This window comes from Pseudomonas sp. DWP3-1-3b3, from assembly GCF_049896305.1.
Classification (GTDB): domain Bacteria; phylum Pseudomonadota; class Gammaproteobacteria; order Pseudomonadales; family Pseudomonadaceae; genus Aquipseudomonas; species Aquipseudomonas azotoformans_A.
The window spans coordinates 877,414-903,695 of the sequence record NZ_JAFCUA010000001.1 but is presented as its reverse complement, the minus strand read 5'-3'; the positions used below and the strand labels follow the sequence as shown (position 1 = coordinate 903,695).

23 protein-coding genes are annotated in these 26,282 nt (G+C 61.3%); 12 read left to right on the top strand and 11 right to left on the bottom strand.

Translation table 11 applies throughout. The features are described 5' to 3' along the window. Positions 1–61: 61 nt before the first annotated feature. From rlmF to ACP7BX_RS04365, 5 genes are all read right to left on the bottom strand, one after another. A complete protein-coding gene (gene rlmF, locus ACP7BX_RS04385) occupies positions 62–1,081 on the bottom strand; it encodes a 23S rRNA (adenine(1618)-N(6))-methyltransferase RlmF (RefSeq protein WP_033902456.1) in 1,020 nt (339 codons plus the stop codon). 112 nt (positions 1,082–1,193) lie between these two features. Then, positions 1,194–4,040: a valine--tRNA ligase gene (locus ACP7BX_RS04380; RefSeq protein WP_177058555.1), complete on the bottom strand. Its 2,847-nt coding sequence runs from the start codon at positions 4,038–4,040 to the stop codon at positions 1,194–1,196. 101 nt (positions 4,041–4,141) lie between these two features. Continuing rightward, entirely contained in the window at positions 4,142–4,525 is a 384-nt protein-coding gene (locus ACP7BX_RS04375; protein ID WP_033902454.1) for a hypothetical protein, read from the bottom strand. A gap of 7 nt (positions 4,526–4,532) precedes the next feature. After that, on the bottom strand, positions 4,533–4,961 hold the full coding sequence (locus tag ACP7BX_RS04370) for a DNA polymerase III subunit chi (protein ID WP_426128323.1): 429 nt from the start codon (positions 4,959–4,961) through the stop codon (positions 4,533–4,535). A gap of 54 nt (positions 4,962–5,015) precedes the next feature. Continuing rightward, positions 5,016–6,506, bottom strand: a complete 1,491-nt coding sequence (locus ACP7BX_RS04365) for a leucyl aminopeptidase (RefSeq protein ID WP_033902452.1) — start codon at positions 6,504–6,506, stop codon at positions 5,016–5,018. A gap of 283 nt (positions 6,507–6,789) precedes the next feature. Here ACP7BX_RS04365 and lptF point away from each other — a divergent pair, with 283 nt between their 5' ends. The 10 genes from lptF (at position 6,790) to tadA (ending at position 17,225) form a co-directional block, all read left to right on the top strand. Then, positions 6,790–7,908, top strand: a complete 1,119-nt coding sequence (gene lptF, locus ACP7BX_RS04360) for an LPS export ABC transporter permease LptF (RefSeq protein ID WP_028618984.1) — start codon at positions 6,790–6,792, stop codon at positions 7,906–7,908. Next, complete coding sequence (gene lptG / locus ACP7BX_RS04355; protein ID WP_016978268.1) at positions 7,901–8,980, top strand: LPS export ABC transporter permease LptG; 1,080 nt, start codon at positions 7,901–7,903, stop codon at positions 8,978–8,980. The genes lptF and lptG overlap by 8 nt, the downstream gene beginning before the upstream one ends. A gap of 151 nt (positions 8,981–9,131) precedes the next feature. Further along, complete coding sequence (gene lepA, locus ACP7BX_RS04350; protein WP_003188853.1) at positions 9,132–10,931, top strand: translation elongation factor 4; 1,800 nt, start codon at positions 9,132–9,134, stop codon at positions 10,929–10,931. A gap of 5 nt (positions 10,932–10,936) precedes the next feature. After that, positions 10,937–11,791, top strand: a complete 855-nt coding sequence (gene lepB, locus ACP7BX_RS04345) for a signal peptidase I (protein ID WP_033902450.1) — start codon at positions 10,937–10,939, stop codon at positions 11,789–11,791. Positions 11,792–11,941: 150 nt separating this feature from the next. Continuing rightward, the gene (gene rnc / locus ACP7BX_RS04340; protein WP_016978270.1) at positions 11,942–12,631 is read left to right on the top strand and encodes a ribonuclease III; all 690 of its coding nucleotides are present in this window, start codon (positions 11,942–11,944) and stop codon (positions 12,629–12,631) included. Next, positions 12,624–13,526, top strand: a complete 903-nt coding sequence (gene era, locus ACP7BX_RS04335; protein WP_033902448.1) for a GTPase Era — start codon at positions 12,624–12,626, stop codon at positions 13,524–13,526. Before rnc ends, era begins: the two co-directional genes overlap by 8 nt. Positions 13,527–13,763: 237 nt before the next feature. Next, positions 13,764–14,453, top strand: a complete 690-nt coding sequence (recO, locus tag ACP7BX_RS04330) for a DNA repair protein RecO (RefSeq protein ID WP_133074554.1) — start codon at positions 13,764–13,766, stop codon at positions 14,451–14,453. A gap of 51 nt (positions 14,454–14,504) precedes the next feature. Then, a complete protein-coding gene (pdxJ, locus tag ACP7BX_RS04325) occupies positions 14,505–15,248 on the top strand; it encodes a pyridoxine 5'-phosphate synthase (RefSeq protein WP_095014831.1) in 744 nt (247 codons plus the stop codon). 103 nt (positions 15,249–15,351) lie between these two features. Further along, the gene (locus tag ACP7BX_RS04320) at positions 15,352–16,728 is read left to right on the top strand and encodes a multicopper oxidase family protein (protein WP_426128328.1); all 1,377 of its coding nucleotides are present in this window, start codon (positions 15,352–15,354) and stop codon (positions 16,726–16,728) included. Next, a complete protein-coding gene (gene tadA, locus ACP7BX_RS04315; RefSeq protein ID WP_033902446.1) occupies positions 16,728–17,225 on the top strand; it encodes a tRNA adenosine(34) deaminase TadA in 498 nt (165 codons plus the stop codon). The genes ACP7BX_RS04320 and tadA overlap by 1 nt, the downstream gene beginning before the upstream one ends. A 3-nt stretch (positions 17,226–17,228) precedes the next feature. Here tadA and cmoB read toward each other — a convergent pair whose 3' ends face one another. From cmoB to ACP7BX_RS04285, 6 genes are all read right to left on the bottom strand, one after another. Continuing rightward, a complete protein-coding gene (gene cmoB / locus ACP7BX_RS04310) occupies positions 17,229–18,185 on the bottom strand; it encodes a tRNA 5-methoxyuridine(34)/uridine 5-oxyacetic acid(34) synthase CmoB (RefSeq protein WP_426128330.1) in 957 nt (318 codons plus the stop codon). Beyond that, on the bottom strand, positions 18,182–18,925 hold the full coding sequence (cmoA, locus tag ACP7BX_RS04305; protein ID WP_061435429.1) for a carboxy-S-adenosyl-L-methionine synthase CmoA: 744 nt from the start codon (positions 18,923–18,925) through the stop codon (positions 18,182–18,184). The genes cmoB and cmoA overlap by 4 nt, the downstream gene beginning before the upstream one ends. A gap of 36 nt (positions 18,926–18,961) precedes the next feature. Further along, positions 18,962–19,618: a lysoplasmalogenase gene (locus ACP7BX_RS04300; protein ID WP_426128332.1), complete on the bottom strand. Its 657-nt coding sequence runs from the start codon at positions 19,616–19,618 to the stop codon at positions 18,962–18,964. 1 nt (position 19,619) lies between these two features. Beyond that, positions 19,620–20,009, bottom strand: coding sequence for a protease inhibitor I42 family protein (locus ACP7BX_RS04295; RefSeq protein WP_033902441.1), 390 nt, complete (start codon positions 20,007–20,009; stop codon positions 19,620–19,622). Positions 20,010–20,210: 201 nt separating this feature from the next. Beyond that, the gene (gene lon / locus ACP7BX_RS04290) at positions 20,211–22,631 is read right to left on the bottom strand and encodes an endopeptidase La (RefSeq protein WP_033902440.1); all 2,421 of its coding nucleotides are present in this window, start codon (positions 22,629–22,631) and stop codon (positions 20,211–20,213) included. Between the two features lie 92 nt (positions 22,632–22,723). After that, positions 22,724–23,713 carry a GntR family transcriptional regulator gene (locus ACP7BX_RS04285; RefSeq protein ID WP_038851289.1) on the bottom strand — a complete coding sequence of 330 codons (990 nt, stop codon included), beginning with the start codon at positions 23,711–23,713 and terminating at the stop codon, positions 22,724–22,726. Positions 23,714–24,049: 336 nt separating this feature from the next. Between ACP7BX_RS04285 and ACP7BX_RS04280 the strand changes: the two genes are divergently transcribed. Both ACP7BX_RS04280 and ACP7BX_RS04275 read left to right on the top strand, forming a co-directional pair. Next, complete coding sequence (locus ACP7BX_RS04280; RefSeq protein WP_426128335.1) at positions 24,050–25,372, top strand: amidase; 1,323 nt, start codon at positions 24,050–24,052, stop codon at positions 25,370–25,372. Between the two features lie 11 nt (positions 25,373–25,383). Then, positions 25,384–26,262 (top strand): polysaccharide deacetylase family protein, encoded by an 879-nt coding sequence (locus ACP7BX_RS04275; RefSeq protein WP_426128337.1) that lies wholly within the window; start codon positions 25,384–25,386, stop codon positions 26,260–26,262. Positions 26,263–26,282: the final 20 nt, after the last annotated feature.

The window sequence follows — 26,282 nt, the reverse complement described above, 5'->3', positions numbered from 1 at the left end:
GCAGCAAAAAAAACCGTGCTCCGGAGCGATCCGGGCACGGTTTTTTGTTGCCTGCGATTTGTCAGTCGCGAACCCAGCGCTGGCGCCAGATCTGTTGCTCGTTCTTGGTCTGGAAGGTCCACGCCACAAATCGGCTCTGCTTCTGGCCCTGGGACATTTCCACGACCTGGCTTTCCAGGACACCGGCCTTTTTCAGGGCGGTCTCGATGGCGGGCAAGTTCGATGCTTTTGACACCAGGGTGCTGAACCACAACACCTTGTGGGCAAAATGCGCACTTTCAGCAATAAGCTGCGTTACAAAACGTGCTTCACCGCCTTCACACCACAGCTCGGCCGATTGGCCACCAAAGTTCAGCACCGGCAACTTGCGCTTCGGATCGGCCTTGCCCAGGGCGCGCCACTTGCGTTCGCTGCCCTTGGTAGCTTCCTCCATGGACGCATGGAACGGCGGGTTGCACATGGTCAGGTCAAAACGCTCACCCGGCTCCAGCAGGCCCAGCAGGATCTGCTTGGGGTTGCTCTGCTGGCGCAGCTGGATGACCTTGCTCAGGTCATTGGACTGCACGATGGCCTTGGCGGCGGCCACGGCGATAGGGTCGACTTCCGAGCCCAGGAAATTCCAGCGGTATTCCATGTAGCCAATCAGCGGGTAGACGCAGTTGGCGCCCATGCCGATGTCCAGCACCTTGACGATAGAACCGCGCGGGATCTTGCCATCGTTGGTGCTGGCCAGCAGGTCAGCCAGGAAGTGTACGTAGTCCGCACGCCCCGGTACCGGTGGGCACAGGTAGTCCTGCGGGATGTCCCAGTGCTGGATGCCATAGAAGGCTTTCAGCAGTGCTCGGTTGAACACCCGCACTGCATCCGGGCTGGCGAAGTCGATACTTTCCTTGCCGTACGGGTTGATGATCACGAATTTCGCCAGTTCCGGCGTGGTCTTGATCAGCGCCGGGAAGTCGTAACGGCCTGTGTGGCGGTTGCGTGGGTGCAGGGTCGCCTCTTTACGCGGCGCGACGGGCTTGGCCGGGGCGGCGGTTTTGGGCTTCTTGCGTGGAGGCTTGGGCGTGCTGGGGGCGGTCATGATGATTCTGGTGTTGGCTCAAAGTGGGGGGCATTGTCCCACATTCTCTGGTGACATACGGCAGGCATAAAAAAAGAGACCCGAAGGTCTCTTTTTTCACACGGTTTACACCTTACAGGCTGGAAATCCGCGCATGTTGCTCCGCCAGCTTGCCCAGGGCCTGTTCAGCCTCGGCCAGCTTGGCGCGTTCTTTCTCGATCACTTCAGCCGGTGCCTTGTCGACGAAGGCCGCGTTGGACAGCTTGCCGCCCACGCGTTGCACTTCGCCCTGCAGGCGGCCGATTTCCTTGTCGAGACGTGCCAGTTCCGCGCCCTTGTCGATCAAGCCAGCCATCGGCACCAACACTTCCATCTCGCCAACCAAGGCGGTAGCGGACAGCGGTGCTTCGGCGCCGGCGGCCAATACGGTGATCGACTCCAGCTTCGCCAGCTTCTTGAGCAGCGCATCGTTCTCGGTAAGACGACGCTGGTCTTCAGCGCTGGCGTTCTTCACAAACACCGCCAATGGCTTGCCCGGCCCGATGTTCATCTCGGCACGGATGTTGCGCGTGCCCATCATCAGGGTCTTGAGCCATTCGATATCGCTTTCGGCCGCCTCATCGATGCGCGCTTCGTTGGCCACCGGCCAAGGTTGCAGCATGATGGTCTTGCCTTCGATACCGGCCAGCGGCGCTAGGCGCTGCCAGATTTCTTCGGTGATGAACGGCATGAACGGGTGCGCCAGACGCAGCGCCACTTCCAGTACGCGCACCAGGGTGCGACGGGTGCCGCGCTGGCGTTCGACCGGCGCGTTTTCGTCCCACAGCACCGGCTTGGACAGTTCCAGGTACCAGTCGCAATACTGGTTCCAGATGAACTCATACAAAGCCTGTGCGGCCAGGTCAAAACGGAACTGGTCGAGCTGGCGGGTCACTTCGGCTTCGGTGCGTTGCAGCTGCGAAATGATCCAGCGGTCGGCCAGGCTCAGTTCGAAAGCTTCGCCGTTCTGGCCGCAGTCTTCGCCCTTGTCCAGCACGTAGCGCGCCGCGTTCCAGATCTTGTTGCAGAAGTTGCGATAGCCTTCGACGCGGCCCATGTCGAACTTGATGTCGCGACCGGTGGACGCCAGCGAGCAGAAGGTGAAGCGCAGGGCGTCGGTGCCGTAGCTGGCGATGCCGTCGGCGAATTCGTCGCGGGTCTGCTTTTCGATCTTCTTCGCCAGTTTCGGTTGCATCAGGCCCGAGGTGCGTTTCTGCACCAGGGTTTCCAGGTCGATGCCGTCGATGATGTCCAGTGGGTCCAGGACGTTGCCCTTGGACTTGGACATCTTCTGGCCCTGGCCATCACGCACCAGGCCGTGCACGTACACGGTCTTGAACGGTACCTGCGGCGTGCCATCCTCGTTCTTCACCAGGTGCATGGTCAGCATGATCATCCGGGCAACCCAGAAGAAAATGATGTCAAAGCCGGTGACCAGCACGTCGGTGGAGTGGAATTTCTTCAGGAATTCGGTCTGCTGCGGCCAGCCCAGGGTGGAGAAGGTCCACAGGCCCGAGCTGAACCAGGTATCCAGGACGTCGTTGTCCTGTTGCAGCGCAATGTCGGCACCGAGGTTGTGCTTGGCGCGCACTTCGGCTTCGTCGCGGCCTACATAGACCTTGCCCGACTCGTCGTACCAGGCCGGAATGCGGTGGCCCCACCACAGTTGACGGCTGATGCACCAATCCTGGATGTCACGCATCCACGAGAAATACATGTTTTCGTACTGTTTCGGCACGAATTGGATGCGGCCATCTTCCACGGCGGCGATGGCAGGTTCTGCCAACGGCTTGGTGGACACGTACCACTGGTCGGTCAACCACGGCTCGATCACGGTGCCGGAACGGTCGCCCTTCGGCACCTTCAGGCCGTGGTCGTCAACGCTCACCAGCAAACCGGCAGCGTCGAAGGCGGCCACGATCTGCTTGCGCGCTTCGAAACGGTCAAGGCCGGCGTATTCGGCCGGGATCTTGCCGTCGATGCTCTCGTTCAGCGTGCCGTCCAGGTTAAACACCTGGCAGGCTGGCAGTACGGCGGCGTTTTTGTCGAAGATGTTCAGCAGCGGCAGGTTGTGGCGCTTGCCGACTTCGTAGTCGTTGAAATCGTGGGCCGGGGTGATTTTCACGCAGCCGGTGCCGAATTCAGGGTCGCAGTAGTCGTCCGCGATAATCGGGATGCGGCGGCCGACCAATGGCAGCTCGACGAACTTGCCGATCAGCGCCTGGTAGCGCTCGTCGTTCGGGTTAACCGCGACGGCAGCATCGCCGAGCATGGTTTCCGGACGAGTGGTGGCGACGATCAGGTAGTCGTTGCCTTCAGCGGTCTTGGCGCCATCGGCCAGCGGGTACTTGAGGTTCCACAGGAAACCTTTCTCGTCGTGGTTTTCCACTTCGAGGTCGGAAATTGCCGTGTGCAGCTTGGTGTCCCAGTTGACCAGGCGCTTGCCGCGGTAGATCAGGCCGTCTTCATGCAGGCGCACGAAGGCTTCTTTCACGGCTTCCGACAGACCGTCGTCCATGGTGAAGCGCTCGCGGCTCCAGTCAACGGACGAACCCAGGCGACGGATCTGACGGCTGATGTTGCCGCCGGACTGGTCTTTCCATTCCCAGATCTTTTCCAGGAATTTTTCGCGGCCCAGGTCATGACGGCTCTGGCCGGTGGCTTCGAGTTGGCGTTCCACCAGCATCTGGGTGGCGATACCGGCGTGATCAGTACCCGGTTGCCACAGGGTGTTGCGGCCCTGCATGCGGCGGAAACGGATCAACGCATCCATGATCGCATTGTTGAAGCCATGGCCCATGTGCAGGCTGCCAGTGACGTTCGGTGGCGGAATCATGATGGTGTAGGAATCGCCCGCGCCTTGCGGGGCGAAATAATTCTCGGATTCCCAGGTGTTGTACCAGGAAGTTTCGATGGCGTGCGGCTGGTAGGTCTTATCCATGCGCGGCGGGACCCTAGTTGGCATTTATTCAGGAAAGCCGGCAAGTATAACGGGGGATAGGGGAGAGGGGTAGGAGCGAGCAAAATCGCTCCTGATAGGACTTATGACTGGTATTGGCTCAACAACCGCTCCATCCGCGCATCCAGCCGGCGCTTGATCTCGGTCTCGATATGCGGGGCAAAGTCGTCGATCACGTCTTGCATGATCAACTGCGCGGCGGCGCGCAGTTCGTTGTCCAGATGCAGCAGCAAGGCGTCTGGCCCTTTTTCAGCAGCGGCAGGTTCGACGGCGGGGGCTACCGCAACCGGCTCCGGCGCGACGGGTTTGCCGCCGACCATGTCGAACAACAGCGGAATCTGTACCTCGCCCTCGACCGTCTCGGTCAACAGCGGCGGTTGCAAGTCATCATCACCGAGCAACTGACGGATCGACTCCAGGTCGTCCAGCAGGTGGTCGTCTTTTTTTATAGGGTTGGGATTGTCCATCATGTACTCAAAGTCGTTGTAGCCGGTGATCTTGCAGAGGATAGCCCTGTTCGCGGTAGAAACGGAAACTCTCTCGCGCGGCCTGACGAATCGCCGGGTGTTCCACCACTACTTCCGCCACACGGGCGAAGGCCTTGGCGAACGGCGGTACTTTCAGGTCCAGGTTGACCAGCAGGTCCTGGTGATCGCCACAACTGTCGCCTAAACCCAGGACAACCAGGCCGTCGGGTTCGGACTCGGCGGGGCCGTGAGGCACGAAACTTTCGCCCTTGAAGCGCCACAGTCGGGCATCCAGCTCATCGCGTTGGGCGGCATCGCTGCAATGCAGGTAGATGCGGTGGCCCATGCGCCAGGCTTTTTCGGTGAGTTTGCAGGCAAAGTCCAGGCGCGCGAGCGGGTCGGCGCTGGGCAATATATAGAAGTCGACTTGGGTCATTGCGGTTCCTGAGGCCGGGGCGGTGAGACAATCACCACCCCGGCGTCTTCAGTTTCAGGCCTTGGCGCGATCCAGCAGGTACTGGGTCAGCAGGGGAACCGGACGGCCGGTTGCGCCCTTGTCCTTGCCGCCACTGGTCCAGGCCGTGCCGGCGATGTCCAGGTGTGCCCAGTTGAAGTTCTTGGCAAAGCGCGACAGGAAGCAGGCCGCAGTGATGGTGCCGGCTTTCGGGCCGCCGATGTTGGCGATGTCGGCGAACGGGCTGTCCAGTTGTTCCTGGTACTCATCGAACAGCGGCAGTTGCCAGGCACGGTCGTCGGCAGCTTTACCGGCGCTGAGCAGTTGCTCGATCAGCTCATCGCTGTTGCCCAGCAGGCCCGACGTGTGCGAGCCCAGGGCGACGATGCAGGCGCCGGTCAGGGTCGCGATGTCGATCACCGCCTGTGGCTTGAAGCGCTCGGCGTAGGTCAGGGCATCGCACAGCACCAGGCGGCCTTCGGCGTCGGTGTTGAGGATTTCGACGGTCTGGCCGCTCAGGGTAGTGACGATGTCGCCCGGACGGGTCGCGCCGCCGCTCGGCATGTTCTCGGCACAGGCCAGGATGCACACCAGGTTGATCGGCAGCTTGAGTTCCAGCACCGCGCGCAGGGTGCCGAACACGCTGGCGGCGCCGCCCATGTCGTACTTCATTTCGTCCATGCCCAGGCCCGGCTTGAGGCTGATGCCGCCGGTGTCAAAGGTGATGCCTTTGCCGACCAGGGCGTAAGGCTTCTCGGACTTCTTGCCGCCGTTGTATTGCATCACGATCAGGCGAGGCGGCTGGTCGCTGCCCTGGCCCACGGCATAGAACGAGCCCATGCCCAGTTCCTTGATCTTCTTCTCGTCCAGCACTTCGACTTTCAGGCCCTTGAACTCTTTGCCCAGTGCCTTGGCTTGTTCGCCGAGGAAAGTCGGGTGGCAGATGTTCGGCGGCAGGTTGCCCAGGTCACGGGTGAACGACATGCCGTTGGCGATTGCGGTCGCGTGGGTTACGGCGCGCTCAACTTCAGCCTGGGCGGCCTTGATGGTCAGCAGGGTGATTTTCTTCAGGGCGCGGGGTTCGGCCTTGGTGCTCTTGAACTGGTCGAAAAGGTAGCCGCCGTCCACCAGGCTTTCGGCCAGCAGGCGGGTCTTGCCGTAGCTGTCACGGCCTTTGACCACGACTTCATCGAGTGCCAGCGCGGCGTCAGTGCCGCCCAGGCCCTTGAGGGTGGTGAGGATGCCGCTGACGATTTTGCGGAACGGACGGTCGCCCAGTTCCGCGTCCTTGCCCACGCCTACCAGCAATACGCGGTCGGCTTTCAGGTTGGGCAGGCTCTGCAGCAGCAGGCTCTGGCCGACTTTGCCGGCCAGGTCGCCGCGCTTGAGCACTGCGCTGATGGCGCCGCCGCTGAGTTCGTCGAGTTGCTTGGCGGCAACGCCGAGCTTGCGGCCTTCGCCAATGGCGACCACGAGGGTGGCGGTTTTCAACGTTTCGGGGCTAACGCTTTTTACAACCAATTCCATTTTCGGGTCCCTTATAAAGGTCGGTTAGCCAGGAGTCTGTACTCCGGCTTTAATACCAGGCAGCTGTGTAAACCGCCGGCGACAAAGGCCGCAGTTTGAACCTCGCCGGCGGAACCTGACAACCCTTGTCACCCGCTTTGTGCACGTGCATGAGCAAGCTCCGTGACAGGCGCGGTCAATCACAGGATAATGCGCCATCTTTTTAGCCGGCCCGTGCATGCGGGCTGACTCGGTATGCTTGCTTGTTTGGCCGCCTTAGCCTGACAACCCTGGAGTGTCTGGTTTGATCGTCTTCCGTTATCTGTCCCGCGAAGTCCTGTTGACCCTGAGTGCCGTGAGTGCGGTGTTGCTGGTCATCATCATGAGTGGTCGTTTCGTCAAATACCTGGCCCAGGCTGCCTCCGGCGCACTGGATCCGGGCTCGCTGTTCCTGATCATGGGCTTTCGCCTGCCGGGCTTCCTGCAGCTGATCCTGCCGCTCGGCCTGTTCCTCGGGATCCTGCTGGCCTACGGCCGCCTGTACCTCGAAAGCGAAATGACCGTGCTCTCGGCCACCGGCATGAGTCAGCAACGCCTGCTGGGCATGACCATGATTCCGGCTGCCGGCGTCGCGCTGATCGTCGCCTGGCTGAGCCTGAGCCTGGCCCCCCAGGGCGCCATGCAGTTTCAGTTGGTACTGAATAAACAGGACGCGATGACCGAGTTCGACACCCTCGAACCGGGCCGCTTCCAGGCGCTCAATGACGGTTCACGGGTGACCTACACCGAAACCCTGACCGACGATCGCGCCAACCTGGGCGGCGTGTTCATCTCCGAGAAGCGCCTGGGCCAGGACAAGAAAGACCGTGGCATTTCCGTACTGGTGGCCGATTCCGGTCGCCAGGAAGTGCGTCCTGACGGCAGTCGCTACCTGATCCTGGAAAATGGCTATCGCTACGATGGCAGTCCGGGCATGGCCGATTACCGTGCGATCAAATACGACACCTATGGCGTGATGCTGGCCCGTCCGGACATCAGCGACGAAGTCACCGACCGCGACGCCATCCCGACCACCGAGCTGTTCGGCAGCAAGGAACTGCGCTCGATTGCCGAGCTGCAATGGCGGATTTCCCTGCCGCTGCTGGTGTTTATCGTGACCTTGATGGCGGTGCCGCTGTCGCGCGTCAACCCGCGTCAGGGCCGCTTCCTCAAGCTGTTGCCGGCGATCCTGCTGTACATGGCTTACCTCACCATCCTGATTTCCGCCCGTGGTTCCCTGGAGAAGGGCAAGCTGTCGCCAACCCTGGGCCTGTGGTGGGTGCACGGGATCTTCCTGGTGATTGGCCTGGGCCTGCTCTATTGGGAACCGATCCGTTTGAAAATGATGAGCCGTCGTGGCCAGAAGGAGTTGGCTCGTGGCTAAGCTCGATCGCTACATTGGTAGCAGCGTACTGATCGCCATTCTGGCGGTGTTGGGCATCATCCTCGGCTTGGCGTCGTTGTTCGCCTTCATCGATGAAGTGGGTAACGTCACCGACACCTACACCGTGTGGGACGTGCTGAGCTACGTGGCCCTCACCGCGCCGCGCCGCCTCTACGACATGATGCCGATGGCCGCTCTGATCGGCTGCCTGATCGGCCTGGGCAGCCTGGCCAGCAACAGCGAACTGACCATCATGCGCGCCGCCGGCGTGTCCATCGGTCGTATCGTCTGGGCGGTCATGAAGCCCATGCTGCTGCTGATGGCGTGCAGCGTGCTGATCGGTGAATACGTCGCGCCGCCGGCCGAAACCACGGCCCAGGCCAATCGTGCCCTGGCCCAGGGTTCGGGCGACGCACAAAGCTCCAAGCACGGCCTGTGGCACCGCCAGGGCGATGAATTCATCCACATCAACGCCGTGCAGCCGGGTGGCCTGTTGATTGGTGTCACGCGCTATACGTTCGACAAAGAACGTCACTTGCTGGAGTCAAGCTTCGCCAAACGTGCGCAATACGGTAGCGAAAAATGGCAACTCAGCGACGTCACCACCACTTACTTCCGTAATATCGGCCAAGGCACCAAGGCCAGTACCGAAGTGATCAACGTGCCGAGCCAGGAGTGGGATATCGCCCTCAAGCCGGAACTGTTGAATACCGTGGTGATGATCCCCGAAAGCCTGCCGATCTCCGGTCTGTGGGGTTACATCCATTACCTGAAGGATCAAGGGCTGAACAACGGCCGCTACTGGCTGGCATTTTGGGTCAAGGTGTTGCAGCCGGTGGTGACGGCCGCGTTGGTGCTGATGGCGATTTCCTTCATCTTTGGCCCATTGCGTTCCGTGACCCTGGGTCAGCGCGTATTCACCGGCGTGCTGGTGGGCTTCACCTTCCGCATCGCCCAGGACCTGCTCGGCCCGTCGAGCCTGGTGTTCGGCTTCTCGCCGCTGTTTGCGGTGCTGGTGCCCACGGCCATCTGTGCCCTGGCCGGGTTCTGGCTACTGCGCCGGGCCGGTTGATTGCGCGCTTATGAACAAAAAATGCCCCGGTCGAGAGATCGGGGCATTTTTGTTCTGGTCAGCAAAGATGACGTCTGGCCCGAGCATCAGGTACAATTCCCGGCTATTTTTCAGCGGGCAATCTGCCTGCAGCCTTTTTGAGTGTTGATCCGTGAGTGATTTGAGTCATATCCGCAATTTCTCCATCATCGCCCACATTGACCATGGTAAGTCGACGCTGGCCGATCGATTCATCCAGATGTGCGGCGGCCTTGCCGAGCGTGAAATGGAAGCCCAGGTCCTGGACTCCATGGACCTCGAACGCGAGCGCGGGATCACCATCAAGGCCCACAGCGTTACGCTGTACTACAAAGCCAAAGACGGCATCACCTACCAGCTGAACTTCATTGATACCCCCGGCCACGTCGACTTCACCTACGAAGTCAGCCGTTCCCTGGCGGCCTGTGAAGGTGCCTTGCTGGTGGTTGACGCAGGGCAGGGTGTGGAAGCGCAGTCGGTTGCCAACTGCTACACCGCGATCGAGCAGGGCCTGGAAGTCATGCCCGTGTTGAACAAGATCGACCTGCCCCAGGCCGAGCCTGAGCGCGTCAAGGAAGAGATCGAGAAGATCATCGGCATCGACGCCACCGACGCCGTCACTTGCAGCGCCAAGACCGGCCTGGGTGTCGACGAAGTGCTCGAACGCCTGGTGCATACCATTCCAGCCCCGACCGGCAACTACGAAGATCCGCTGCAAGCGTTGATCATCGACTCCTGGTTCGACAACTACCTGGGCGTTGTCTCCCTGGTACGCGTGCGCCACGGCCGCGTGAAGAAGGGCGACAAGATCCTGGTCAAATCCACCGGCAAGATCCACCTGGTGGACAGCGTCGGTGTGTTCAACCCCAAGCACACCGCGACCGTTGATCTGAAAGCCGGTGAAGTCGGTTTCATCATCGCCGGTATCAAGGACATTCACGGCGCGCCGGTGGGTGACACCCTGACGCTCAGCTCCACGCCGGATGTCGATGTGCTGCCAGGCTTCAAGCGCATCCAGCCGCAGGTCTACGCCGGTCTGTTCCCGGTCAGCTCCGATGACTTCGAAGATTTCCGCGAAGCCCTGCAAAAGCTGACACTCAACGATTCGTCGTTGCAGTACACCCCGGAAAGCTCCGACGCCCTGGGCTTCGGCTTCCGCTGTGGCTTTCTGGGCATGCTGCACATGGAAATCATCCAGGAGCGCCTTGAACGCGAATACGACCTGGACCTGATCACCACCGCGCCAACGGTTATTTTCGAGTTGTTGCTGAAAACCGGTGAAACGATTTACGTCGACAACCCGTCCAAGCTCCCGGATCTCTCGGCAATCGAAGACATGCGCGAGCCTATCGTGCGGGCCAACATCCTGGTTCCGCAGGAACACTTGGGCAACGTCATTACCCTGTGTATCGAAAAGCGTGGCGTGCAGCGCGACATGCTGTTCCTCGGCACCCAGGTCCAAGTGACCTATGACATGCCGATGAACGAAGTGGTCTTGGACTTCTTCGACCGCCTCAAATCCACCAGCCGCGGCTATGCTTCGCTGGATTACCATTTCGACCGTTACCAATCGGCTAATCTGGTGAAACTGGATGTGTTGATCAACGGCGACAAGGTCGATGCCCTGGCACTGATCGTGCACAAGGACAACGCGCACTACAAAGGTCGCCAGTTGACCGAGAAGATGAAAGAACTGATTCCGCGCCAGATGTTCGACGTCGCGATCCAGGCCGCCATTGGCGGGCAGATCATTGCGCGGACCTCCGTCAAGGCACTCAGAAAGAACGTACTGGCCAAATGCTACGGCGGTGACGTAAGCCGTAAGCGCAAGCTGCTTGAGAAGCAAAAGGCCGGTAAAAAACGCATGAAGCAAGTAGGTAACGTGGAAGTTCCACAAGAAGCCTTCCTTGCGGTGCTCAGGTTGGATAGTTAGGTCCTATGTCGCTAAATTTCCCGCTGTTGCTGGTCATCGCCGTTGCCGTTTGCGGTCTCTTGGCGTTGCTCGATCTGGTGTTCTTCGCCCCGCGTCGGCGGGCGGCTATCGCGTCCTATCAAGGCAGCGTCAGCCAGCCCGATGGCGTGGTGATCGAGAAGCTGAACAAAGAGCCTTTGCTGGTTGAATACGGCAAGTCGTTCTTCCCGGTGTTGTTCATCGTGCTGGTGCTGCGTTCGTTCCTGGTAGAGCCGTTTCAGATCCCGTCGGGGTCGATGAAACCTACCCTGGACGTCGGCGACTTCATCCTGGTGAACAAGTTTTCCTACGGGATCCGCCTGCCGGTGATCGACAAGAAGGTCATCGAAGTCGGTGACCCGCAGCGCGGCGATGTGATGGTGTTCCGCTACCCGAGCGACCCGAACGTCAACTACATCAAGCGTGTGGTTGGCCTGCCGGGCGACGTGATCCGCTACACCAGCGACAAGCGCCTGTTCATCAACGGTGAGTCGGTGGCCGAGAAACTGATCGGCTCCGAGCCGAACAGCCTGGGCAGCGCCGAGTTGTACCAGGAAAAACTCGGCACGGTAGAGCACGAAATCCGCAAGGAAATGAGCCGCTACCGTGCCCAGCCTGACGGCCAGTGGACAGTGCCGGCCGGGCACTACTTCATGATGGGCGACAACCGCGACAACTCCAATGACAGCCGGTACTGGGATGACCCCAACATTCCCAAGGACCTGCTGGGCATGGTTCCCGACCAGAATATCGTCGGCAAGGCCTTCGCGGTCTGGATGAGCTGGCCGGAACCTAAACTCAGCCACCTGCCGAACTTCTCGCGGGTCGGGCTGATCAAGTAATACAGGCGGCGCTGTGAACACAGCGCCGAATGCTTTTCTGGGGTGGGGACAAATCTGTCCTGCCTCATGCTGTACCAACCAGGATTTGAATTTGAACACTGCGTCAATCGTCGATGGCCGCCGGTGCCACCAAACAGATATGGGTAAACCGTGAGCGTTTCTCTAAGTCGTCTCGAGCGCCAGCTCGGCTACACCTTCAAGGACCAGGAATTGATGGTCCTTGCCCTCACACACCGCAGCTTTGCAGGGCGTAACAACGAACGCCTGGAATTCCTCGGTGATGCCATCCTCAATTTCGTCGCCGGTGAGGCGCTGTTCGAGCGCTTCCCCCAAGCCCGTGAAGGCCAGCTGTCGCGCCTGCGCGCACGCCTGGTGAAGGGCGAGACCCTGGCGGTGCTGGCCCGTGGCTTCGGCCTGGGCGAGTACCTGCGCCTGGGGTCCGGTGAGCTGAAGAGCGGTGGTTTCCGCCGTGAGTCGATCCTGGCCGACGCCCTCGAAGCGCTGATCGGTGCCATCTACCTCGATGCAGGCATGGAAGCGGCCAAGGAGCGCGTCACCGCGTGGCTGACCTCCGAGATCGAAAGCCTCACGCTGGTCGACACCAACAAAGACCCCAAGACCCGCCTGCAGGAATTCCTGCAGTCCCGTGGTTGCGAACTGCCACGCTACGAAGTGGTGGATATCCAGGGTGAGCCCCATTGCCGCGTGTTCTTCGTGGAATGTGAAATCACCTTACTGAACGAAAAAAGCCGAGGTCAGGGTGTGAGCCGTCGCATTGCCGAACAGGTAGCGGCCGCTGCAGCACTGATTGCCCTGGGCGTGGAGAATGGCCATGACTGATTCAACCGCAACACGCTGTGGCTATGTTGCCATCGTCGGCCGCCCGAACGTGGGCAAGTCCACGCTGCTGAACCACATCCTCGGCCAGAAGCTCGCGATCACCTCGCGCAAGCCGCAGACCACCCGCCACAACATGCTGGGCATCAAGACCGAAGGCACCGTGCAAGCGGTCTACGTCGACACCCCAGGCATGCACAAAGGTGGCGAGAAAGCCCTTAACCGCTACATGAACAAGACCGCTTCGGCGGCGTTGAAAGACGTCGACGTGGTGATCTTCGTGGTTGACCGCACCAAGTGGACCGACGAAGACCAGATGGTTCTGGAGCGTGTGCAGTACGTCACCGGCCCGCTGATCGTTGCGTTGAACAAGACCGACCGCATCGAAGACAAAGCCGAGCTGATGCCGCACTTGAGCTGGTTGCAGGAACAACTGCCGAACGCGCAGATCATCCCGATCTCCGCCCAGCACGGCCACAATCTGGATGCCTTGGAGCGCGTGATCGCCGAGCACCTGCCGGAAAACGAGCATTTCTTCCCGGAAGACCAGATCACCGACCGCAGCAGCCGTTTCCTCGCCGCCGAACTGGTGCGCGAGAAAATCATGCGCCAGATGGGCGCCGAGCTGCCGTACCAGATCACCGTCGAAATCGAAGAGTTCAAGCAGCAGGGCAAGACCTTGCATATCCATGCGCTGATCCTCGTCGAACGTGACGGCCAGAAGAAAATCATCATTGGCGACAAGGGCGAGCGCATCAAGCGTATCGGCACCGAAGCGCGCAAGGACATGGAATTGCTGTTCGACTCCAAGATCATGCTCAACCTGTGGGTGAAGGTGAAGGGTGGTTGGTCCGATGATGAGCGTGCATTGCGTTCCCTGGGCTACGGCGACCTGTAAGAACACCGCAGGACTAAAAATGTGGGAGCGGGCTTGCTGTGGTGAGCAGGCTGTTTGTGATGAGCGGGCTTGCCCCGCGCTGGGCTGCGAAGCAGCCCTAAAACCAGTCACTGAGATCTGCCTGAAAGAACTGCGGTGATTTGTCTGGGGCCGCTGCGCAGCCCAGCGCGGGGCAAGCCCGCTCACCACAGTGGTTCTTCGCTATTTCATGGTTTGCGTTCCGTCATCGAGACTCCCATGTCCCAATCCCCACCCCCCAGCCAACCCGCCTACGTCCTGCACAGCCGCGCCTACCGTGAGACCAGCGCCTTGGTGGACTTCCTCACGCCCCAAGGCCGCCTGCGTGCAGTCTTGCGCAGTGCGCGAGGCAAGGCGGGCACGCTGGCACGGCCATTCGTGGCCCTGGACGTGGAGTTTCGCGGCAAGGGCGAGCTGAAAAACGTCGGTCGCATGGAAAGCGTCGGCACGTCCGCCTGGCTCAATGGCGAGGCGCTGTTCAGTGGGCTCTACCTCAATGAACTGTTGATCCGCCTGCTCCCTGCCGAAGACCCGCACCCGGCCGTCTTCGATCACTACGCTGCCACCTTGTTGGCCCTGGCCGAAGGGCGTCCTCTGGAACCACTCCTGCGCGCCTTCGAATGGCGCCTGCTCGACGACCTGGGCTACGGTTTTGAACTGACCAATGACCTGCACGGCGACCCCATCGCGGCCGACGGCATGTACCGTCTGCAGGTCGACGCCGGCCTGGAGCGCGTCTACCTGCTGCAACCGGGCCTGTTCCAGGGCACCGAGCTGCTGGCCATGAGCGAAGCCGACTGGACCGCTCCCGGTGCCTTGTCTGCCGCCAAGCGTCTGATGCGCCAGGCCCTGGCCGTGCACTTGGGCGGACGGCCGCTGGTCAGTCGCGAGTTGTTTCGAAAGCCCTGACAACCCCGTGTATGCTGTGCAGCGTTTCTTTCCCTTTTCAGGAGCGCTTCCGTGACCACCAGCAATCGCATTCTTCTTGGCGTCAACATCGACCACGTCGCTACCCTGCGCCAGGCCCGGGGCACCCGTTACCCTGACCCGGTCAAGGCCGCGCTGGACGCCGAAGAAGCGGGCGCCGACGGCATCACCGTGCACCTGCGCGAAGACCGCCGCCACATCCAGGAACGTGACGTGCTGGTGCTCAAGGATGTGCTGCAGACCCGCATGAACTTCGAAATGGGCGTCACCGAGGAAATGATGCAGTTCGCCGAGCGCATCCGCCCGGCGCACATCTGCCTGGTACCGGAAACCCGCCAGGAACTGACCACCGAAGGCGGCCTCGATGTGGCCGGCCAGGAAGCGCGGATCAAGGCCGCCGTGGAACGCCTGTCGAAGATCGGCAGCGAAGTGTCGCTGTTCATCGATGCTGACGAGCGCCAGATCGAAGCCTCGCGCCGTGTCGGTGCACCGGCCATCGAACTGCACACCGGCCGTTACGCCGATGCCACGACGCCGACTGAAGTGGCCGACGAACTGCAACGCATCATCGACGGCGTGAGCTGCGGCCTCAAGGAAGGCTTGATCGTCAACGCCGGCCATGGCCTGCACTACCACAACGTCGAAGCCGTGGCGGCGATCAAGGGTATCAACGAGCTGAACATCGGTCATGCATTGGTGGCGCACGCGCTGTTCGTCGGTTTCAAAGGTGCCGTGGCCGAGATGAAAGCCCTGATCCTGGCGGCCGCCAAGGCCTGATCCGCCCACTGCGGCAATGCGAAGCCTTACTGTTTAGCCGGGGCAGGTGTATCGTATCTGCCCTTTGCAGGCCTTGGGCCTGCGGCCGATACGTGAGGTTGTTGTGTCCCGATCCTTTTCCCGTCGACAAATCCTGGGTGGTCTTGCAGGCCTGGCCGTAGTGGGCGTCGGTGCCGGTGGCGCCTACCGCTACTGGCTGGGGAAAGTCGCCGAGGCCGAGGCGGGGCATGATTACGAGCTGATCGCCGCGCCTCTGGATGTGGAACTGGTGCCGGGTCACAAGACCGAAGCCTGGGCATTTGGCCCGTCAGCGCCGGGCACCGAGTTGCGGGTGCGCCAGGGCGAATGGCTTCGGGTGCGTTTCATCAACCACTTGCCGGTCGCCACCACCATCCATTGGCATGGCATCCGCCTGCCGCTGGAAATGGACGGCGTGCCCTACGTCTCGCAGTTGCCGGTACTGCCCGGTGAGTATTTCGATTACAAATTCCGTGTGCCCGACGCCGGCAGCTACTGGTATCACCCCCACGTGAACAGCAGCGAAGAACTCGGCCGTGGCCTGGTCGGCCCGCTGATCATCGAAGAGCGCGAACCCACCGGTTTCAAGTACGAGCGCACGCTTAGCCTAAAGAGCTGGCACGTGGACGAAGAGGGCGCTTTCGTGGCCTTCAGCATTCCCCGTGAAGCGGCACGCGGCGGCACGGCCGGGCGGTTGTCGACGATCAATGGCGTGTCCCAGGCAGTCGTCGATTTGCCCGCCGGGCAAGTCACTCGCGTGCGTCTGCTCAACCTCGACAACACCCTGACCTATCGCATCAACATTCCGGATGTCGAGGCGCAGATCTACGCGCTGGACGGCAACCCCATCGAGCCGCGCCCGCTGGGCAAGGAATACTGGTTGGGCCCCGGCATGCGCATCTGCCTGGCGATCAAGGCACCGCCGGCGGGCGAAGAGCTGTCGATCCGCAATGGCCCGGTACGCCTGGGTACCTTCCGTTCGGTGGCCAACGCCGATGCGCGGACTGAGTGGCCGCCTGCATTGCCCGCCAACCCGATTGCCGAGCCAGACCTGGCCAATGCGGAGAAACTCAACTTCAATTTCGAGTGGGTCGGCACGGTGTCCGTGGATGACGGGAAACCACCAAGCCTGTGGCAGATCAACGGCAAGGCCTGGGACATCACCGACAAGACTTGCGCCGACCGTCCGATTGCCAAGCTGGAAAAGGGCAAGAGCTATATTTTCGAATTGAAAAACATGACCCAGTACCAGCACCCGATTCACCTGCACGGCATGAGCTTCAAGGTGATCGCCTCGAACCGCCACAAGGTGATCCCGTACTTCACCGACACCTACCTGCTGGGTAAAAACGAGCGCGCCCGCGTGGCGTTGGTGGCGGATAATCCAGGGGTGTGGATGTTCCACTGCCACGTGATCGACCACATGGAAACCGGCCTGATGGCCGCCATCGAGGTGGCGTGATGCGCCAGTTTCGTCCCACTGCGATCATCGACCGCAGCCGCGACCAGGACTTCATGCGCGAAGCCTTGGCCCTTGCCGCCCAAGGCGCTGCATTGGGTGAAGTGCCCGTCGGTGCGGTGCTGGTGCAAGACGGCGAAATCATCGGCCGTGGCTTCAACTGCCCCATCAGCGGCAACGACCCCAGCGCCCACGCCGAAATGGTCGCCATCCGCGCCGCCGCGCAGGCCATCAGCAACTATCGCCTGGTGGGCAGCACGCTCTATGTGACCCTGGAGCCGTGCAGCATGTGCGCGGGGCTGATCGTGCATTCGCGGATTGCGCGCGTGGTGTATGGCGCGCTGGAACCCAAAGCGGGGATCGTGCAAAGCCAGGGGCAGTTTTTTACCCAGGGCTTTCTTAATCATAAGGTGCTGTTTGAAGGGGGGGTGTTGGCCGAGGAATGCGGGACGGTCTTGAGTGAGTTCTTCAAGGCGCGAAGAGCCAAGCCGTCCCTTTGAGATTTATTTGCGGGCGATGATCACCGCCCGCATCGGCGCCGGCAGCCCTTCAATCGTCTTGCTGTGATCGTGCGGATCGAGGAAGTCACTCAGCGACTGATACTTCATCCACGCGGTCCCACGCTGTTCCTCGACCGTGGTCACACTCACATCCACACAGCGTACGTCGCTGAATCCTGCGCGGCGTAGCCACAGCATCAACGCCGGCACTGACGGCAGGAACCATACGTTGCGCATCTGCGCGTAACGGTCTTCCGGCACCAGCACCTGTTGCTGATCGCCTTCCACCACCAGGGTTTCCAGCACCAATTCACCGCCTTTGACCAGGGTGTCCTTCAACGCCAGCAAATGCTCGATGGGCGAACGCCGGTGATAGAACACGCCCATGGAAAACACCGTGTCGAAGCCTTCCAGATTCGCCGGCAGGTCCTCGAACGGGAACGGCAGGTGCCACGCCTTGGGTTCTGACAGGTAACGCTGCACCGCCTGGAACTGACAGAAGAACAACCAGTTCGGGTCCACGCCAATCACGCTGTCGGCCCCGGCGCCGAGCATGCGCCACATGTAGTAACCGTTGCCGCAGCCCACGTCGAGGATGCGCTTGCCCTTCAGGTTCAGGTGCGGTGCCACGCGGGACCACTTCCAGTCCGAGCGCCATTCGGTGTCCACATGCACGCCGAACAGGTTGAATGGCCCTTTGCGCCACGGGCTCAGGCCCATCAGCGCGGCATGCATCTGCTCGCGGGTATCGTCGTCGCAATCGGTATCGAGCGTCAGTCCGTTAAGCAAATCCACGTCGCTGGGCTGGATTTTTGGCAGTGCATCCAGCGCACTCTGCCAGCGTTCCAGGTCACCATGACCCTTTTCCATCTTGCTATCGAGTTGCGCTTGCAGGCCCTGGGCCCACACGGCCAGGGGAGTGCCGACCAGATGGCGGGCGAGGGGAGACAGATCAATCATGGCAAGGCAATCAACGAGGCAAAGTTAAGACACTGGAACCACGGCACGACTTTCGAAAAACCGGCCGCCAGCAGGCGCTCGCGGTGTTCTTCGAGGCTGTCGGGCTTCATGACGTTTTCGATGGCGCTACGTTTCTGGGCGATTTCCAGTTCGCTGTAGCCGTTGGCGCGTTTGAACGCGATGTGCAGATCGGTGAGCAGCGCGTGTTCTTCTGCATCGTTGAAACGCAGCTTTTCCGAGAGGATCAGCGCGCCACCCGGCAACAGCGACTGGCGGATGCGCGCGAGCAGCGCCAGGCGTTCATCGGGCGCGATGAATTGCAGGGTGAAATTCAGCGCCACCACCGAGGCCGGTTGGAACTGCAGCGCGAGGATATCGCCCTCGATGACCTCGACCGGCAGCAGCTCCTGGAACATCGAGTCCTGGCCATTGAGGTATTCGCGGCACCGCTCGACCATCGCGGCCGAGTTATCCACCGCGATTACCCGGCAACCGTCGGTGCGCACGTGGCGGCGCAGGGCCTGGGTCACCGCGCCCAGCGAGGATCCCAGGTCATACAACACGCTGTTGGGCTGGGCGAACTGCGCGGCGAGTACGCCGAGGTTCTCGACGATGGTCGGGTAGCCTGGCACCGAACGCTTGATCATGTCCGGGAACACCCGCACCACGTCCTCGTTAAAGGCGAAGTCCGGCACCTGGGGCAGGGGCTGGGCGAATAGGCGATCGGGTTCTTTGCTCACGGTTGTTCCGGCGACGATTGGGGAAAGGCCGGCATTTTAGCCAAGTTGGCCCTCATGTGCGCGGGTTGTCTGATGGAAAGCCGAGGCAGTGATGCCCCACTGACCCAGCCAATACGTGGTGATCAGCAAATACGGCGCCGCCTCGAACGCCACCACAAACCGATTGATACCAATCAGCGTGTCGGAAAACACAAACGACGCCGCACCTGCCGCCGCCAGCCATGCCGAACGCTTCGGCACATCGCTGCCCAGCCGGGCCAGTGCGCGCCAGAGCATGGCGCTGATCACCAGTGCGTAAACCACCACCGGAACCAGCAGGTCGCCCAGGCCGTGGGAGATCAGGATGCTCAGCAGGATCGCGCCCACGCCCAGCGCCAATACCAGCGGCAGCAGCGCCAGGCGGCGACAGTCACTGAAATAGGCTTTGAGGTACGCCAAATGCGTAAACAGGAAGGCACCCAAGCCGAAGATGAACAGGTCGCCCGGCCAGGCGAGCAATACGTCACCCACCAGGGAAAAAATCAGCCCCAGGCTGATCCAGCGTCGATAGTCGGTGGGCGGCGCGTCATGCAGCCAGCCCAGCAGCGCCAGCACCGGCAGCGGTTTGACCAGCAGGCACAGCAAGGTGGCATGGGTGGTCAGGCCGTAGATAAAGGTGCCGGCGCCCATCAACGCAAGAATCAGCCATGGCATATCAGTTCACCGTGATGGCGCAGTCAAAGGTTTCGACGGGTTCGGCTTCCGGTTCCCAGGGTTGCTGGGAGGTCAGGCGCAAACGACCCTGGCCGGCTGCGAAAGCCTGGAAACGCCAGGTCGATTGGCCACCGCCGCCGATCACACCGGATTCCGAGCTGCTGTAGACCTCCGGGCTCAGCGCGCGCAGCACGCCGCCAGCGGAGTCCTGGATGGCCCAGCGGTAACCGGTGGTGGGGTTGCTCGGCAACGTGAGGATAAGGTTTTGTCCGCTTTTGAGCTGGAGCGGGCAGGCGCTCTGGTTGTCCACGGTGACGTTTTGCTTCGGTGCACTGGCGCACGCGGCCAGCAGGGCAAGGCTCAAGGGGAGAAGCAGGCGGGCAGCGGTCATGGGGGCTCCGTTGATTCACGACGAAGGGCGAGCATAACCGAAGATGAGACAAGGTGTGACAAGGAGGGATTTGCGCTGTGGCGACTGACGCCTTCGCGGGCAAGCCCGCTCCCACATTTGACCGATTTGTCATCAACAACACCGATCCCTGTGGGAGCCGGGCTTGCCCGCGATGAGGCCAGACCAGGCACTACATAACTATCAGAACAGCACCTTCGCCACATCCGCAAAGCGCTTGGCAAAGTGCACCGTCATGCCTTCCTTCAGGTACTCCGGCAGCTCTTCAAAACTGCCGCGATTCGGCTCCGGCAAGATCAGTTCATGGATCTTCTGGCGCCGCGCCGCAATCACCTTTTCGCGTACGCCGCCAATCGGCAGTACGTGCCCGGTCAGCGTCAGCTCGCCGGTCATGGCCACGCCTTTTTTCGGCGGTTGGTTACGCGCCAGCGACAGCAGCGCACTGGCCATGGTCACCCCGGCGCTCGGGCCGTCTTTCGGCGTGGCGCCTTCCGGCACGTGCAAGTGCACGAAGGCTTCGTCGAAAAACTTCGGATCACCACCAAATGACTTCAGGTTCGAACTGATGTAGCTGTAGGCGATTTCCGCGGACTCCTTCATCACTTCGCCCAACTGCCCAGTGAGTTTGAAACCACGATTGAGCGTGTGGATACGCGTCGCCTCGATCGGCAAGGTCGCACCGCCCATGCTGGTCCAGGCCAGGCCTGTGATCACGCCGGTGCCGGACAGCACTTGCTCGTTGCGGAATACCGGGATGCCCAGGGAGCTTTCCAGGTCTTTGTTGCCGATCTTGATCACCGAGTCCGGCTCGTCCAGCAACTTGACCACCGCCTTGCGCACCAGTTTGCCCAGCTGTTTCTCCAACTGACGCACCCCGGCTTCGCGGGCGTAACCGTCTATCAACGCACGCAAGGCGCCATCGCTGATGGTCAGGCTGTTTTTCGATACGCCGGCTTTTTCCAGCTGTTTCGGCCACAGGTGGCGCTTGGCGATGGCGACTTTTTCTTCGGTGATATAGCCCGACAGGCGAATCACTTCCATACGGTCCAGCAGCGGGCCGGGGATGGAATCCAGGGTATTGGCGGTGCACACGAACAGCACTTTGGACAGGTCCAGGCGCAGGTCCAGGTAATGGTCGAGGAATTCGACGTTCTGCTCCGGGTCGAGGGTTTCCAGCAAGGCCGACGCCGGGTCGCCCTGGAAGCTCTGGCCCATCTTGTCGATCTCGTCGAGCATGATCACCGGGTTCATCACTTCCACATCTTTAAGCGCCTGCACCAGCTTGCCCGGCAGGGCGCCGATGTAGGTGCGGCGATGGCCCTTGATCTCGGCCTCGTCACGCATGCCGCCGACGCTGAAGCGGTAGAAAGGCCGGCCCAGGGACTCGGCGATGGATTTACCCACGCTGGTCTTGCCCACGCCCGGCGGGCCGACCAGCAGCACGATGGAACCGGCGACTTCGCCCTTATAGGCACCCACCGCAAGGAACTCAAGGATGCGGCTCTTGATGTCATCCAGGCCCGCGTGGTGTTTATCCAGCACTTTTCGCGCATGTTTCAGGTCGAGTTTATCCTCGCCAAACACGCCCCACGGCACCGAAGTGGCCCAGTCCAGGTAGTTGCGTGTCACCGCGTATTCCGGTGAACCGGTTTCGAGGATCGACAGTTTGTTCAATTCTTCATCGATGCGTTTTTTCGCCTGGGGCGGCAGCACTTTGCCTTCCAGGCGTTGCTCGAACTGTTCGACGTCCGCGCTGCGGTCGTCCTTGGTCAGGCCCAGTTCCTGCTGGATGACCTTGAGTTGTTCCTTGAGGAAGAACTCGCGCTGGTGCTCGCCGATCTTGCGGTTGACCTCGGCGGAGAGTTCTTTTTGCAGGCGCGCGACTTCAACCTCTTTGCGCAGCATCGGCAGCACTTTTTCCATGCGCTTGAGCATGGGCACGCAGTCCAGCACTTCCTGCAACTCGTTACCGGTGGCCGACGTCAGCGCGGCGGCGAAGTCGGTGAGTGGCGACGGGTCGTTGGGGCTGAAGCGGTTGAGGTAGTTCTTCAACTCTTCGCTGTACAGCGGGTTGAGCGGCAGCAGCTCCTTGATCGCATTGATCAACGCCATGCCGTAAGCCTTGACCTCATCGGTCGGCTCGCTCGGCTGGTGCGGGTATTCGACTTCCACCAGGTACGGTGGGCGGTGGTGCTTGAGCCAGGTCTTGATGCGCACGCGCGTCAGGCCCTGGGCGACGAATTGCAGCTTGCCGTTTTCGCGGCTAGCGTGGTGCACCTTCACCAGGGTGCCGTACAGCGGCAGGCTGGAGGTGTCGAAGTGGCGCGGGTCTTCCGGCGGCGTGTCCATGAAGAATAGGGCCAGGGAGTGGTGGTCGGATTTGCTCACCAACTCGAGGGTTTCGGCCCACGGCTCTTCGTTGACGATCACCGGCAGCACTTGCGCCGGGAAGAAAGGCCGGTTGTGGATCGGGATGATGTAGACCTTGTCCGGCAGGTTTTGCCCTGGCAGGGCCAGGCCGGTATTGGAGGACGCGGATTCAGCGTTTTCGGGGTCGGCGTAGTCGTTGAGGTCGTAATCAGGGAATTCTTGCTGGTCGCTCATGGGGCACCTGCATAAGGAAGTATGCAGGTTAGATGGGGCGGGGTAGCGGTGGTTTCAATGGTCGCGTGAAGTTAGCAACAAATTGCATGAATTCAGCTGATCTTATGCAGATAACTCGGCAATGGCTGCTCCGGCAGCACTGACAACACTTTCAACCGTTGCAGCATGCGCTGCCGTGCGCGTTGCAAGTGCTCACGCAGATTCAATGCCGCTGCATCAAATGCACCGTGCAACAACAACTCCAGAATCAAACGATGTTCGGCCAGCATGGCCGGATCGGCGCCGATCCCCAGCAAACGGTAGAAAATCCGGCTGATGATCATCGGGCTTTGGCCTTGGCGGATCAACGCCGCGATCTTGCGGTTCTGCAAGCCGGCGAGGCAGCGCTGGTGCAAGTCCTCCTCGATCTGTTCGATGGCCTCCAGGCTGCAGTGGGCGCTGTCCTGGGCATCCAGCACGCGTTGCAACATCGCTTCCAGCATCTCGCGGTCCAGCCCCGGCGCACTTTGGCGCAAAGCTTCGGGTTCCAGGCAGGCGCGCAGCTCGTAGTCTTCGGTGACTTCACGGGCGGTCAGCGGTCCGGCCAACCATTGGGAGTAGGGCTCTTTTTCCACCAGCCCCCGATCGCGCAGGCGCATCAGCGCTTCACGCACTACCGCGCGGCTGACGCCGTAGTGGTCGGCGGCGGCTTGCTCATCGAGGCGGTAATGGCCGAAGGCAATGCAGGTGGACAACGCCGCGCCAATCTCCTCGACGATGCGCTCGCCCAGTGGCCGCGTATCCACCAACTCATCTTCGCCGTTGAGGCCTAGGTGCGCATGGCTCAAGGGCAAGCGCAGCGGTTCCATCGCCAGGCCTTCGGGATTGATCAGGTAACCCCGGCCGTTGAAGCGACAGATCAGGCCTTCCTCATGCAGCAGGTCCAGGGCCCGACGCACCGGCACTCGGCTGGTGCCGAACAATTCGGCCAGTGGCGCTTCCAGCAAGACCAGGCCGTGGCGCGCGGTGCCGTTGACGATCGCATCACGCAATACCTGGTGAATCATCGCGTAACGGGAGGCCGAGGCGGACGCTGCTTTCATCGCTTTCTCTGGGGCTTGTAGGACGGTGGCCGGGGATTCTCTCATAAGTTACGCCTGTCACCCTGCGCCACAGCGGTGGCACCTTTGTGGGGCTCGGAATCGGGGAATGTTACTTTTCTGCACCAAAATGTACTTATTAGTAAAAGATACATTATTTCATGGAAAGCGCTTTCCTTCGGCCTGGCAAGATTTTTTCCCGCTGGTTAAAACCATCTATCCCGTAGCTCTGGGCGAAATCCCCTGGTTGCGTAAATGCTGCCTGAGAAAGACTGGCACGAAAGCTGCCTTTGTAAAATGTACATTTTTTTAATATGTACGTTTTTGAGGGTCACTCTGATGTCAGACGCCACTTCAATGGCTGAAGATTTCGCCAGCGGTCGTAGCGACCCGGTGCAAATCCTCGAACAGGCACTCGAAAAGGCGAGTGAGGTCCCGGCGGTGTTTATCAGCCTGACCGCCGAGCGTGCGCGTCGTGAAGCCGTAGCCTCTGCCGCCCGTTGGCGCGTCGGCCAGCCGTTGAGCGTATTCGACGGCGTGCCCCTGGCTTGGAAGGATCTGTTCGACGTGGCCGGCAGCGTCACCACTGCGGGCGCGGCCTACCGCCGCACTGCGCCTGCCGCGTTGCTCGACGCCCCGACCGTGGGCCTGCTGTGCCGCGCCGGGATGGTCAGCGTGGGCAAGACCAACCTCAGCGAGCTGGCCTATTCCGGCCTGGGCCTGAACCCGCATTTCGGCACGCCGCACAACCCCCATGGCACTGACCAACCGCGCATTCCTGGCGGTTCGTCGTCCGGTTCAGCGGTGGCCGTCGCCGCTGGCATCGTGCCGATCGCCATGGGCACTGACACCGCCGGTTCGATCCGCATCCCCTCGGCCTTCAACGGCCTGGTGGGGTACCGCAGCAGCAGCCGACGCTACAGCCGCGACGGCGTGTTCCCCCTGGCGCACACCCTCGACAGCCTCGGCCCGCTGACTCGCAGTGTGCGTGATGCCCTGGCAATCGACGATCTGCTGCATGGCCGTCGCCAAACCCACACCCCTCGCAGTCTCAAGGGCCAGCGTTTTGTGCTGGCGCAACAGGACGTCGAAGCCGCCGTGCGCAACAACCTGCTGCGCGCCGTGGAGCAACTCAAGGCCCACGGCGCACTGATCGAAGAGCGCGAATGCCCGACCTTCCAGGCCACCCTGGACCTGATCAAACACCACGGCTGGCTCGGTTCCTTCGAAGCCTTCGCCCTGCACGAAGCCTTGCTCGACAGCCCCGACGCCGAACAACTTGACCCACGTGTACGCCGCCGCCTCGAAGCCGCGCGCACGCTGCCGGCCAGCCAACTGCTGCATCTGGTCGATGCCCGCCGCCGCCTGCAACAGCAACTGGTCGACGACCTCGACGGCGCCCTCCTGATCACGCCGACCGTCGCCCACGTCGCACCCGCACTGGCAGCGCTGGAAGCCGACGACGACCTGTTTTTGAACACCAACCTCGCCACCCTGCGCCTGACCATGCCCGGCAGTTTGCTCGACATGCCTGGCGTGACCCTGCCCAGCGGCCGCGATGCCCAGGGCCTGCCCACCGGGCTGCTGCTCAGCGCCCCGACGGGGGAAGACGCTCGCCTGCTGCGCGCAGCGTTGTCCGTCGAATCCGTACTCAACGTTTAAGGAGACACATCATGGCTAAAGACATTCTCTGTGCATTCGGCGTCGACGTTGACGCCGTGGCCGGCTGGCTCGGTTCCTACGGCGGCGAAGATTCGCCGGACGACATCTCCCGTGGCCTGTTCGCCGGGGAAATCGGTGCGCCGCGCCTGCTCAAACTGTTCGAACGCTACGGCCTGCGCACCACCTGGTTTATCCCCGGCCACTCGATGGAAACCTTCCCCGAGCAAATGAAAGCCGTGGCCGACGCCGGTCACGAAATCGGTGTGCACGGCTACAGCCACGAAAACCCCATCGCCATGACCGCCGAGCAGGAAGAAATCGTCCTGGATAAATCCATCGAGCTGATCACCCAGGTCACCGGCAAACGCCCGACGGGTTACGTGGCGCCGTGGTGGGAATTCAGCAAGGTCACCAACGAACTGCTGCTGAAAAAAGGCATCAAGTACGACCACAGCCTGATGCACAACGACTTCCACCCCTACTACGTGCGCAAGGGCGACAGCTGGACCAAGATCGACTACAGCCAGCACCCCGACACCTGGATGAAACCCCTGGTGCGCGGCGAAGAAACCGACCTGGTGGAGATCCCGGCCAACTGGTACCTGGACGACCTGCCGCCGATGATGTTCATCAAAAAAGCCCCCAACAGCCACGGCTTCGTCAACCCGCGTCACCTGGAAGAAATGTGGCGCGACCAGTTCGACTGGGTCTACCGCGAATACGAACACGCGGTGTTCACCATGACCATCCACCCCGACGTCTCTGGCCGCCCGCAAGTGCTGCTGATGCTGGAGCGCCTGATCGAACACATCCAGAGCCATGCCGGCGTGCGCTTTGTCACCTTTGACGAAATCGCCGACGACTTCATCCGCCGCCAACCCCGTACCTGACCCCTTATTCCTGAGGCGCG